Genomic DNA, 13,253 nt, shown 5'->3' on the forward strand with positions numbered 1-13,253 from the left:
TTGCTTTTTTAAGCATTTGTTTTGGCCTGATGAATCAAATATTCTTCGATGATTTTCCGCTGATCTTTGGCTACGTCATAGATCAGTTCCAGTAGTTCCTTGATGTTTTTAATTTCTGTCAGGTGGCTCACGGTGAAGGGTTTTCTTTCGTTGGAGATTTCCTGTTGTTCAATTTCTGCTCGTCTTTTTTCCAAGAGATCCAAAACGTGATCTTCCGGCTTGATGTGGCTTTCGGTTTTGATCTGTTCGTCCAGATCCTTCTGGTAGAGCAGGGAAGATGTTCTCAGCATCTCGGCAGAAATCTTGATTTTCCAATTCTCAAAGTCAATTTCCGGAAACTGATGGTCAGACTTCGCATACTGTGATAAGGATGCGGTATAAGCCGTAATCAGATGCGTGGTGGTAACGAACTGATGAACCGTTTCCAGCTTTCTTTGCTGATTTTTGGGATCAGAAATCATCCGTTGAAAATTATCCGAAAGATTGGCAAGGTCGATAATGGCATTTTTTCTTTTGAGCCTGAAGTCCTGATCGTCCACTTCGTCCTTTTTCAGAAAATGATTCATCACCAATCTGAAATAGTCAAGGTTGCTTTTAGAGGATTTTTTCATCAGTGCCAGATTCTGGGTATGTTCCCAAACCGGAAGAATAAAATAAGCTACCAGCAACGTCACAGCTCCGCCAATAATCGTGTCAAGAAGTCTGTCCTTGAAGATAAGATTGACATTACCCGGATTCAAAAAATTGAAAGATAAGAAAATGTAAACCGTCATAAAAAGAACTGCCCAGGAATAATGGAACTTCAACAAGCTAAAACACATAATCATACTGGCCAGCAAAATTACCAGAAGCGCCGTTGGCTCGCTGATGAAATGCAATAGAATATATGCGATAATGGCGCCGGCTACAGTTCCGTAGAGTCTCAATAGATTCCGGTGTTTGGTTGTGGAGTAGGCCGGTTTTAGGATAGCAATAATCGTAATAAGAATCCAATACGAATGTCCGATTCCCAAGATTGCAAATCTTGAAACGATATAACCGATCAGTAAAGCAATGGTAACGCGGACGGCATGCCGGAAATGCCCTGAATTGAGAGAGAAATTAGACATCAGCACTTTGTGGTTTAGTTTTTCCTCTTTTGGTAAGAATTTGGTATAATCCAAGCCTGTGGAAAGACTTTTGGCTAATTTCACATCCTGCGCATTAACTTTGAAAATGGTTGTCACCTCGTCCGTGATTTCGGTGATTCTCATCAGTACCTGGCGCATCATCATAAAATCTTCCAACCTTTCCGGAGAAAACATCTCAGCCCTGAGTTCAAAAAAATCGTCATAAAGATTCTTAAGTTCTTCATCAAAATGGATTAACGGTTTGAAATCCAAACCACCTTGCAGTGCAATGCCAAGATTGGTAATTTCGTCTGCCATTCTCATCAGGTAATTGTGGATGTTTCTGAGTAAGGCCGTTTCGCCAAAGACTTCATGCATCCGTTTGTAATCATTTTCGGAGGTCAGCAATTTATCGTAAAGATCGATGGAATTAAGAAACATCAGCATCAGAATCCGGCTCTGCGTTGTGGACTCGTTGACGATCTGCCTTGTACGGAAAACAATTTCGCGGGTGTCTTCCTGATGGTTTTTGATCTTGACCTGTTGCGTAATCAGCTGATTGAGAAGGGCGTCAAAATCCGGATTTTTGCCATAATATTTAGCTTTGATTCTGAGATAATCAGCCAATTCAATGTAATTTTCACCTACCACCTGACTTGCCAGCTTATAAGGCTGGAGCCTGGTGACAATCATAAACACAATGAAAAACCAAAGACAACCCAGAAAGAATATGAATGAACCCTTGAAGATATTGTCGCCAGTGAGATGTCCATCGATAAAGATACTTAAGACAACCAATGCAATACTTCCAAAAACAGCCAATCGCTGTCCGTAAACACCGACCATCGAAAAGAAAAAGCCAAAAATGATAATTTCCAGATAGACAGCCACTGGGAAATCTTTTAGCATACTGGCAATAAGCGCCACGAAGGAAAACGTGAAGACAGAAATGATCAATGTATTACGCCGTCTAATAAACGGACCTTGCTGATCAGTTAGACCTACGAAACTGGTTCCGAGCGGGAAGAGAAAAAATTCCTTTAGTAAGCCCAACTGTGCCAGTATGATGCTGGGAATCACAATCGCGAGAGCAATCCGTACTCCGGAGTAGATGTATTGGCTGGTCAGGAATTTTTTGAGCTCGGCGCGGTAGTTCATACTACAAATTTAAAAATAAAAATGCCTCTTTTGGAATAGAGGCATTTTAAAATTATAGTTAATAAATAAAATATTAATAATCTTGTGCATTGTAGGTTTCGCTACCAATATTCCAGGTTAATCCAAATCTTAAGGTGTTATCCAAAGCAGAATTAATTTTAGATGTGTTGATCAGATAAGAAAGATCCAAGCCAAAAGAAGCATATTTGAATCCAACACCAACGGTTGCATATTGTCTAGCACCTTGTTCCGGTGCTTCTGTAAAATAACCTGCTCTCAAAGCAAAAGTCTCATCATAAGAATACTCCGCAGCTCCACTGAACATGATACTTTTCTTATTACTGAATGATTTCCCGATTCCTTCCATTACACCAACGTTTGGAACGTTACCTGTATCATCCGGTCCAGGAACTAAAATCTTTGAAGCTTCACCACTCAGACTGAAACGGTTCTGATCATCAATTAATAAATCGTAACCCAAACCTAGTCTCGCCATCGTAGGAAGATAAGATCTTGATTCTTCATCACCTGTATAGTCTAGCCTAGGACCAAGATTCTGAACAGCCCACCCCGCTTTTACACGACCTTCGTATCCACTGATACTCTCGTGCTTCGGCGACATATAATATCCGGAAACATCTACTGCGAAGGTGTTCGCCGCTTTCAATGTGCTATTGGAGTTGAAGCCACCGCCAATGTCTGATCTGATGAATCTACCGGTAACAGCCATAGAGTAGTTGTCCGTTAATTTCAAACCATAAGCAAGGTCGATTGAGAATTCGTTTGGTTTTGCAGTTCCACCCTGGATGACTTCATTACCTACAAAATCTGTCAAGTCAACATCACCCATATTGAAATAATAGATACTCGCACTCAAAGTAGAACGTTCCTCGTCTCCTAAGAAAGTATAGAAAGATCCGTAGAGTAAAAATACATCACTTGTAAGCTTGCTCATATATGGTGTGTAGTTAACGCCTACACCCGAAGAAACTTTTGCGAAAGGATATTTTGCAGCATTCCAAAACTGTGAGAAAACATCTGTAGACGTCACAACACCCTGATCTCCCATACCACCTGCTCTTGCATCCGGAGATATTCTCAAGAATGGAGCGCCTGTCAATACAGGCTGAACATTGCTTTGAGAAAAGGCAAAGGCACTCACACCGATTCCTAATCCTAAAAATAATCTTTTTGTTAAATTCATTGTTTTTCTTTTAAGGTAAAAGTTTACCAATATATTAATTTTTTTATTTTAATAACACCATTTTCTCTACAGCTGTTGCACTTCCGGAGCATTTTTCCTGATTTTGGCTGCGTGCAAATATCTTAAAAATATAAGTACCTTTTGCAACGGTATCTCCAAAATCGTCTTTGCCGTCCCATTCTATGGCCTGTCTCGGTGTTCTGAAGCCTTCTAAAAATGGCTCTGCCGAGATGCTTGTCGATAATGTTCTGACGATCTTTCCTGTAATTGTATAGATCTGAACATTGACATCCAAGATATCATCACAATTATGCTCAAACTGAACATAGGTTTTATTAGTAAATGGATTTGGCCAATTAAGAAGTCTGTTTACAGCCAGTTTCTTTTCCGATTCATCTTTTACTACAAAGTTTAACGTAGAGCTTGTTGAATTATTGTTGATATCCCAAACTTTAAAAACCAATTGATGTTCTCCGGGTGCTAAATTTCTGAAAGGGAATGTGACAGAACCTATTTGATAGTCTTGTAGTCCTGTGAATGTACATCCGTTATTTTCGCCGGAAGAGAAGTAATCATTTAAAGCAGTTGTATTAATGATATCTCCATCCAAAACAACTGTTATATCATGACCGATTCCTGCTCCCGTGGAGTTAATACCTATATTATCTTTAATACAAGCTAATAACATTGGATTTTGGTCAGTGATACCGCCATTGGCAAAATTAGTATTGTTCATATAAAGATTGGCTACAGGAGGCTCTGCATCATTTATTCCCGCTGGATTAATATCTCCGACTTTCTGTACTTTGTTTGTGAAAACATCATAAGCATTTTCTTTAGCATTTACGAAGTTCTCTGCGTAAGCAAGCATTCTTCCTTCGCCTACTGTATAATTGATATCTTTCGGTACATAAAATTCAACCGTGTAAATTCCATTTTCAACCTTACCAGAAGCTTTTACGATGGCGCTTGGCTCCTCAAAATATTTCATCTTATTAGTCAATTGTGAAACATTGTCATTATTTAAAGTTGTTTTTTCAATTTTCTTATCAAAAATATTAATCACTACACGACCATTAAATGTATTGTCGGTAGTTGAGCCGTCCGCCTTCAGCACTTTACCTGTTACCTTAACAAAATCTAGTGCTCTTATCTGGTCTGGAACGGGCGTTTCTATATTGTCAATTGTTAGTAGTCTTTTCGGTCTACTCATTTTCATGGCAGGATCGCCTAAAAAATTAACTCTTAAATGGTCCGGAACAGCCGCAAGAGGACTTGATGGATTATAGGTAGGATTGTATTGTTGTTTTGCAGCAAGGTATGCGTCACCTAAACTCGAAAAACTGTCACCAGTTAATGCAAATAATTTATCAGTAAATAATGGTGTAAATTTTCTTCCATAATCTACGGAGATAGCGCGGCTTGAAGTTATCATGGTTGCCGCTCCTCCAGTTGTATGTTTTATCATTTGTTCACCTGTGGAGTTTGTTCCTGGCTCATCCCAAAGAGTGAACTCGCAAGTTATAGTGGATACGAGCGGAAATCTACTATAAACAGCTGTGAAATTATTAAAACCCTGTACTTCTGTAGATGTTAAGACTCTTTCCTGGGCCCAGCCATTGATTCCTCCGTGACCAAAATAAAATAGGTATAAGGAATTACCTACATCATTGGTAATTGCTTGGTTGATTTGAGGATATCTTTGACCTCCAGCACTTGTAACAGCAGGGAAAGCGTCAAGATATAGTTTTCGTATGTTATACTCCGGTTTATTGCTACTTGTGAAATTTTGATTAATGGTATAATCTACAAGATAATGAAATGGAGGTTCAACGCCATTTGGACCACTTCCTTCAAAATCATCATCGGCAACAAAATCTAACTTCATTCTCCATTCACCAAAAGGATTTGATTGTCCGGGAAGCGCATTGTAGTATGCTAACGTTTTATCAATCATTATTTTAGCTTCCTGAACATTATCTGCGGGTAACCTTCCTATGGGAATATTGGGTAGGATTTGAGTTAAATCAGTAGAGGCTTGTGGTTTCGTAGTCATTACAAAATAATCATCTGTCACATAGGATGCCTTCACATCAGCACTATATTCGCTTTGATAACTTGGGATAATATCTGTATTGTTTGCAACTCTATTTTTGAAATCATATGACGTGTCTCCTAGTAAAAAAACATATTTTAAACTACCAGCCGGGTTATTCAACTTTGTTATAAAATCTCTGATTGCAGTAATATCTTTGCTACCGCTGCTGAATTCATTATAGATTTTATTAACATCAATGACTTTTACGTTATAATGATTTTTTGACATGTGATAATCTGCCAGTCTTTGTGCTTGGGACAGATAGGATTGTTGTGCAATCATAAGATATTGAACACCGGTAAGAGAAGCGAGATCTTGATTTTCGATTCTTCCCACGAAACTTGGTTCAAAAGCTGCTGAATTTTTGAATGCTGTAAATTCATTGTTAAAATTTTCACTGTTAGCTATATATCCGAAGTTGAAAGTTGAGTTTTGAGTGTTTTTATTTGTCACTCTTTTTGCATTGGTAATATCGGACACATCCCAAATTTGCTCAATCTCAGCTGCATTTTTTACAGAAAAACCATATAATTCTCCAGATCCTGTAATAATATCAAAATCACGGAAATTCATCTGAGTATTATTAAAACTTAAATCTTCCTTGTACTGTACTTCCGCATAATCAAAATAAAAAGTAGCATTCGGATTACCGCTTATATCCGTTGTATAATTGAATTTTATATTATTTCCTGTTTGAGTAAATAGCACACCTTCGTGCCTTAGCGGAACATAGCTTTCTGAATTGCTAGCCAGACCTTGATCACGTTTTGATCCATTAACATCAATGGTAACTTTTCCTGATTGAGCATTGAAGGCGATAACCTGCGTTCTGAAACGTATAGCGTCGTCAGGTTGTATAGCCGATCTTGTATTAAATGTTATTTCCTTACTTCCTGAAATGATATCTCCCGTCCATGTTCTTCCAAGTTTAACAAGATTAAATTTTTCTTCATTGATGACCTGATAATCATCATAACGTGTAATCAGTTCCGAGGGAAGGTTGTTGTCTATAATTTGAACTCTTTTTCCTGGACCGTTATCAAAATTTATAAAATAATAAGCATAGTCGTCATAGATATTGACTAAATTGTTTGGAGTGTCAATTCTTCTATATTCTGTTCTTTTTTTTCCTCTGCCATTGCTTTTGTCGAAAAGGTTATAACCGTTAGGCCCTTGTGCATAGAATAACGCATAATCATTATCATTCCAGATACCGTCTTCTTCACCAACCACCTGTATTGCGTTTTCTTGCAATGCATCATAACGGCTGTCATAATTCACCTCTGGAAGCATTAATCCCCCGTTTCCATAGATTCGGAAATTCTTCGGGTTGATACCCGCTGGATTGATACCGTTTTGTTGCAGAAACTGTTTGGTGATTTTAAATATTCCGGATTTATCAACTTTTATTTTATAAAAAGTCCCTGATTTGAGAGGGTTATCAGATGTACCAAGCCTATTATTACCTTTTAAAACAGAGTTTTTAATATTAGTTTGGCTGATATTGAAAGAAATTAGCTTGTAGATTTTATTATTTTCAACTTTTACAGCTTCAACTCTTAGATTAGCACTTTGAGCCTTGTCAGTTTCGTTATAATAATAACTGATGTTGACAGAAGGATTGGATGAGATAGAATTGATTTTAAGATCGTGGATATCCTTTCCGGATAATTCTTGCCACTGAAACTGATCTAATTGGACTTGATTATCTGTCTTTATATTTATATTAGCATAGATTGAATTAGCATCAACCAGATAATTATAATTTGTAAAATAAGGATATGTTACTTTTTCTAAACCATAATCCATTTCCTTTGTACCTTCCCAGTTCAAAACGGTTTTTTGAGCAAAGTTTAAGATCGAAAAAAGACAGAATGAGATAATATAAAATTTGAATTTCATCAATGTTATTTATTAAGATTACAAAATAAACGATTTTTTTAAAAAAATGGTATATAATAAAATTAATTTAATCTCGTTTTATCAAAAAAAGGTAAACAATATTTGATTAATTAAAGAATTTACTTTTTCTTTGTACTTTGAAAATTTCTATATAAATTATGAAAAAAATTAGGTTGTTTTCGATAATCACTTTAAGCACCACATTACTATTGGTAAGCTGTGGCGGCGGAGGAAACTCGAAGAAAGGTGGTGGCACAAAAGGCTTTGTGAGCAAAACCGGATGGAAGCCCAATGAAAAAGACGGGTGGTTCTTCTCTGGTAAGCAGCAAAAGCCAAAAGCTTGGCCAGGAATGGTCTATGTAGAAGGTGGTACTTTTACTATGGGATTGGTGGAAGACAATGTGATGCATGATTGGAATAACACGCCAAGAAGAATGCAGGTAAGTTCTTTCTTCATTGGAGATACAGAAATTACAAACTCTGAATATAGAGAATATACGACTTGGCTTAAGTTTGTTTTCCCTTCTTCAGATCCAAGCTTCAAACATATCTATACTGGTGCTTTGCCAGACACATTGGTTTGGAATAACAAATTATCTCGTAACGACTATGCCGAGACCTACTTTAGATCACCTGAGTATGATTATTATCCGGTTGTAGGTGTTTCTTGGTTACAGGCTACAAAATACTGTGACTGGTTGACAGACAGAGCGAATGAAAAGGCTTTGATGAGACAAGGTGTTATTTCTAAGGATGTTTACACAGCAGACAAGGCAGCTACTGCTGGAGCAACTTTCAATATGGATAAGTTCAAATCCAATGATGCGGAGATGGATGCTTATGTTGATAAGAAAAAGCTTCAACAGAGAAGTGGCATCAAAACTTCTAACGAAAGAATAGCAGCAGCTAACAGAAATGCAGCTTCGGGAGTTGTGGAAAAATTCAGACTTCCAACAGAGGTTGAATGGGAATTCGCAGCTTTAGGACTTCAAAAAGAAAGAGAGTATAACAACTATCTTGGTAAAAATACTCAGATCGATAAAATCAAAGGTACAAAAGGTAGAAACAGAGGAATGTATCTGGAAAACTTCAAAATGGGCCGTGGAGATTACTCTGGGGTTGCAGGTTGGAAAAACGACGGATCTCCTACAACTGCTGACGTTAAACAATATCCTTCTAATGATCTAGGGATCTACGGGATGTATGGTAACGTTGCAGAGTGGGTAGCTGACATCTACAGACCAATGATTGATGAAGAATTCAGTGATTTCAATTACTATAGAGGTAATGTTGTGGTTCAGGCTGTTAAGAACCAAGATGGTTCTTATAAAAAAGTAGGAAATACAGAGATCAAATATGATACGCTTGCTGACGGACGTCTGGTTTACAAAGGCTTGCCTGGGGAGTTTGAAAGAAAAGTTGTAGAAGATAACAGAAACTATAGAGACGGTGACTACCAGTCATCTTTGGATGCCGGTGGAACGCCTCCTAGCGATAGTGCAGATTTTAATATGTACAACTCTGTGAAACCAACATTTATCGTAGATAAAAACGGAAATGTAGTTTTGCAAAAAGATAAAAACAAAGCAACTTCTCAAATCAATGATTACAGTAGAGTGGTGAAAGGAGGTTCTTGGTTAGATTCAGCATATTGGTTGGATCCGGGACAAAGAAGATTCAAAAACCAAATGAAAGGTTATGGTTGGATCGGTTTCCGTGTTGCACAAGATGCGAAGAACAGCAAATCCGGAAGAACAAAAAGATAATATCATATATAAATATTATAAATTAAAAAACAGCAGATTTTTCTGCTGTTTTTTTGTTTTTATATTGTAGCATTTTAATATTTTTGATCTATGAATATCAATGAGTTTTATCCGGTTTTTTTGCAGAGCAAAAATGTGGTTATAGATAGCAGAAAGATTGAAAAAGGGAGTCTGTTTTTTGCTTTCTCTGGAGAAAGTTATAATGCTGCAGAAAAAGCAAAAGAAGCCATTGAAAATGGCGCTCTGGCTGTCATTATCGAAGATGAAAAATATTCTGATCCGGAAAACAATATTTTTTATGTTTCTTCTACTTTAGAATTCCTGCAAAATCTCGCAATCTTCCATAGAGATCAATTAACAATTCCATTTATTGGATTAACTGGAAGTAACGGGAAAACTACAACTAAGGAGTTGATTAGCAATGTCCTGGCAGAAAAATTCAAAGTTCAATATACTTTTGGGAATCTTAACAATCACATTGGTGTTCCATTGACACTGCTTTCAATAAGAGAGGAACACGAGATTGCTGTCATAGAAATGGGCGCCAATCATCAGAAAGAGATTGAATCCCTTTGCAAAATTGCAAAACCCAACATCGGTTATATTACTAATTTTGGTAAAGCCCATCTCGAAGGTTTTGGCGGATTTGAAGGTGTGATCAAAGGCAAATCCGAACTTTATAATTATCTTAAGGAAAATCAGCAGAAGATCTTGGTGAATCATAATGATAAGATCCAGGTAGAAAAAACTGAAGATTATCATGATAAAATAACCTTCGGAACTCCGGATTCTGATTATAATTTTGAACCGGTTTTCAAAGATCATTTTGTTGGTGTTGATTATAATGGAACAGATATATTTTCCAATCTTACGGGGAAGTATAACTATGATAACATCTCTGCAGCTGTGGCTTTAGGGCTTCATTTCGGTCTAGATATTTTTGAAATCAAGAATGCGATAGAAAATTATTTCCCTTCCAATATGCGTTCTCAGATCCAGAAAAAAGATAATATAACTTTGGTTTTGGATACGTATAATGCCAATCCAAGCAGTATGCAGGTTTCTCTGGAGAATTTTAAAACCTTCGAAGGAAGTAAACTGATTATCATTGGTGATATGTTGGAATTGGGCGACGAAAGCCTGAAAGAGCATCAGAATATTCTGGATTTTGCTAAGTCTTGTGGCTTTGATGAGATCATAACGGTTGGGCCGAATTTTAAAAAAGTCAATCAAACCGGAAATGCTTTTGAAAATACATCAGAACTGATAGAGGTTTTAAAAGCTAATCCCATTAAAAAAGATAATATTCTTCTGAAAGCTTCACGCGGAATTGCGCTCGAAAAAATCATTGATTATATATAACACAAAATCCTCAAATTATTGAGGATTTTTACTTTTGAAATCGTTCAGAATCAACTTGATATTTTGAAATGTCGAAGGTAAAATCTCAGATTCGATTTGTTCTTCGTTTTTCCAGCCAACCTCATTGATACCTTCTTCTATCTGAGGAATTGGTGTTTCGGTTCCTGCATAAAACATTTCGAACCAATAGGTTGTCTTTAGGATTTTTTTGCCGTCTCTGTCTGTATAAATATGGTAGGTGGAATTAATGAAATCTTTGAGCTGGAGATCAAAAATCCCGCATTCTTCTTCAACTTCCCTTACAGCAGCCACTTCTCTGGATTCGCCGGGCTCAATTTTGCCTTTTGGCAAATCCCATTTTCCCAACCTGTGGATGAATAGGATTTTGTTTTCCAGATTCATAACAATTCCGCCGGCTGCGTCAATCTTCTTAAAATAATTGCCAAAATCTGCCCAGAGTTGATCAATGTCATTATGATAAATATTCAAGCCTTGCGATGCAGTATTTTCAAGCAGATCAATGGCGAAATCAAAGCTATGCGTTCCATCGTAATTCAGTGTTTTAGGACTGTTTTGAGGCTCAGAACTCAAAATTAATTTTTTCTCATTGATAAAAACTTTATACATTTGTAAGGCTTTTAATATTAATACAAAAATATAAAAATGAATTTAGAAGGACGAAAAATAATTGTAAATAAATCTTCATCAGAATTGGCAGGGATGCTTAAAAATCCTCAGGATTACAAAGATCTGATGCCGGACAGTCTCCAGAATTTTGAAGCGAGAGAAGACGGTTTCAAATTCGGGCTGAAAGGGATGCCGGAAATTGCACTTAAAATAGATAATGTTTCTGATAAAGAAGTTGTTCTGAAGTCTGCAAGCTCCAGTCTTGATTTTGCTTTAACCGGAACAATGAATCCTGTGAGCGATAATCAGACTGAAGTTCAGTTATTATTCGAAGGGAAATTCAATCCGTTTATCAAAATGATGGTAGAAAAACCGCTTCAGAATTTTATCAATTCTTTGACTGATAAGATCGAGCAATTGTAATCAGCAAATCAATCCGGAAGAATGATCTCCTGAACTTCCTGTTGCGGACGACAAAATATTGTTGAGACCAAGTGATCTCAAAACACCCATAAAAGCAAAAATCAAAGCTTCCTTATATTCAATAATTTCCTTTTCGGGAATGTGGATTTCGGTTTTGGTCTTTGCTTTTATCTTTTCTATAAGATAACTGTTATAAGCTCCACCACCTGTTATTAACACATTCTGGATTTCGTACTCATCCAAAATTTTAGCAATCTGAAAGGCTGAATGTTCTGTAAAAGTCGCCAGCAAATCTTCGACTTTTTGATTTTGGATTAATGGTTGAATGTTGTTATTAATCCATTCCACTCCAAGAGATTTCGGATGCTTTTCGGAATAAAAACTTAATTGGTTTAATTCGTCTAAAAGCCTTTCATCAACCATTCCTGCTTTTGCCAGATCGCCGTTCTCATCATATTTCTTTCCTAACTGGAGAGCGAAATCATTGAGAAGAATATTGACAGGGCAAATATCGAAAGCGATTCTTTCTCCATCCCGATTCAATGAAATATTAGAAAATCCGCCGAGATTAAGACACGCATCAAATTCTGAAAATAATAGTTCATCTCCAATCGGTACCAAAGGTGCGGCGTTTCCACCCAAAATGACATCCTGACTTCGGAAATCGTAGATAACGGTTTTATTGATTTTTGATTTGATGGCTCTTCCGTCGCCGATCTGTAAAGTAAAAAGCTTCTGAGGCTGATGAAAAACAGTGTGTCCGTGCGAAGCGATCAGGTCGAGTTCAGAAATATGATGTTTTGAAATAAATTCAGAAACTTGGTCACCAAGATAGAATCCGTACTCCGAATTCAGTTTCAAAAGTTCTTCACTGGAAAGATAAATAGCATTTCTCAAGATATTTTCAAGCTCAGAAGAATAGGGAAGTGTGTTACATTTTAGAATTTCGAAATTCCAGGTTGATTCTTTCCTGGTAAATTTTGCGTAGCAAATATCCAATCCGTCAAGGCTTGTTCCGGACATCAGACCGATTGCAAAAAAAGTTTGCTGTCCCATTTACTTGCTGGTTGCAGGGAGATTTGTAGAATTGAAACTTCCCGAATTATTGAAGAAGGTATATTCCGTAAAGTCATCTTTAGCAACCATGCCGTGAGATCCAACCAAAATGTTCCCGTCTTTATCAGACACAAATACCGTGTCTTTGGTGTACATTTTTTGGCTTTTTTTATCCCAATTGATGGTCTCCGTTACAAAGGTTTGTCCTTCGGTCGTGATGATTTTCACCCTGCCTTTAGCAAAATAAAAATCTTTTTTCTCGTTATATTTGGCATACTTAGCCCATATTTTTCCGGGATCTTTGGATTTTTTGTCAAAAAACTCCAGATAGATTCCTTTTTTTGTTTCGATGTAAGGCGAGTCGATCAATTCATACTTCTCGATCAAAGGTGCTTTGAAATTAACCTTTACGATGCCCGAATCTCTTTGGATAATGTTCCCATTATAGATGACCTGAGAAGCAAAATTGGTTTTCTTGTCTTTGTTAACCTTTGTCATATCTTCTTCACAAGACTGCATAAGAAAAAACATCAGCAACAAAATGAATT

At 37.0% G+C, this 13,253-nt stretch carries 9 protein-coding genes; 3 read left to right on the plus strand and 6 right to left on the minus strand.

Annotation, left to right across the window (positions count from 1 at the left end; all coding sequences use genetic code 11):
- Positions 1–8 precede the first annotated feature (8 nt).
- The 3 genes from BXY58_RS05245 to porU form a co-directional block, all read right to left on the minus strand.
- Complete coding sequence (locus tag BXY58_RS05245; RefSeq protein WP_120212772.1) at positions 9–2,267, minus strand: FUSC family protein; 2,259 nt, start codon at positions 2,265–2,267, stop codon at positions 9–11.
- Positions 2,268–2,340: 73 nt separating this feature from the next.
- A complete protein-coding gene (gene porV / locus BXY58_RS05250) occupies positions 2,341–3,471 on the minus strand; it encodes a type IX secretion system outer membrane channel protein PorV (RefSeq protein ID WP_120212773.1) in 1,131 nt (376 codons plus the stop codon).
- 43 nt (positions 3,472–3,514) lie between these two features.
- Positions 3,515–7,471, minus strand: coding sequence for a type IX secretion system sortase PorU (gene porU, locus BXY58_RS05255; RefSeq protein ID WP_120212774.1), 3,957 nt, complete (start codon positions 7,469–7,471; stop codon positions 3,515–3,517).
- Between the two features lie 158 nt (positions 7,472–7,629).
- Here porU and gldJ point away from each other — a divergent pair, with 158 nt between their 5' ends.
- Together gldJ and BXY58_RS05265 are read left to right on the plus strand one after the other, a co-directional pair.
- Positions 7,630–9,237: a gliding motility lipoprotein GldJ gene (gldJ, locus tag BXY58_RS05260; protein WP_120212775.1), complete on the plus strand. Its 1,608-nt coding sequence runs from the start codon at positions 7,630–7,632 to the stop codon at positions 9,235–9,237.
- A gap of 90 nt (positions 9,238–9,327) precedes the next feature.
- Positions 9,328–10,599 carry a UDP-N-acetylmuramoyl-tripeptide--D-alanyl-D-alanine ligase gene (locus BXY58_RS05265; RefSeq protein WP_120212776.1) on the plus strand — a complete coding sequence of 424 codons (1,272 nt, stop codon included), beginning with the start codon at positions 9,328–9,330 and terminating at the stop codon, positions 10,597–10,599.
- 15 nt (positions 10,600–10,614) lie between these two features.
- On the opposite strand, the gene BXY58_RS05270 is transcribed toward BXY58_RS05265, so the two are convergent.
- Positions 10,615–11,226, minus strand: coding sequence for an NUDIX hydrolase (locus tag BXY58_RS05270; protein ID WP_120212777.1), 612 nt, complete (start codon positions 11,224–11,226; stop codon positions 10,615–10,617).
- Positions 11,227–11,262: 36 nt separating this feature from the next.
- On the opposite strand from BXY58_RS05270, the gene BXY58_RS05275 reads away from it, so the two are divergent.
- Positions 11,263–11,649, plus strand: a complete 387-nt coding sequence (locus tag BXY58_RS05275) for an SRPBCC family protein (RefSeq protein WP_120212778.1) — start codon at positions 11,263–11,265, stop codon at positions 11,647–11,649.
- Here the strand turns inward: BXY58_RS05275 and BXY58_RS05280 are convergent, their stop codons facing one another.
- Both BXY58_RS05280 and lptC read right to left on the minus strand, forming a co-directional pair.
- Positions 11,650–12,705, minus strand: coding sequence for an anhydro-N-acetylmuramic acid kinase (locus tag BXY58_RS05280; protein ID WP_120212779.1), 1,056 nt, complete (start codon positions 12,703–12,705; stop codon positions 11,650–11,652).
- Entirely contained in the window at positions 12,706–13,236 is a 531-nt protein-coding gene (gene lptC, locus BXY58_RS05285; protein ID WP_229728405.1) for an LPS export ABC transporter periplasmic protein LptC, read from the minus strand.
- Positions 13,237–13,253: the final 17 nt, after the last annotated feature.

Source organism: Epilithonimonas arachidiradicis, assembly GCF_003610695.1.
GTDB lineage: Bacteria > Bacteroidota > Bacteroidia > Flavobacteriales > Weeksellaceae > Epilithonimonas > Epilithonimonas arachidiradicis.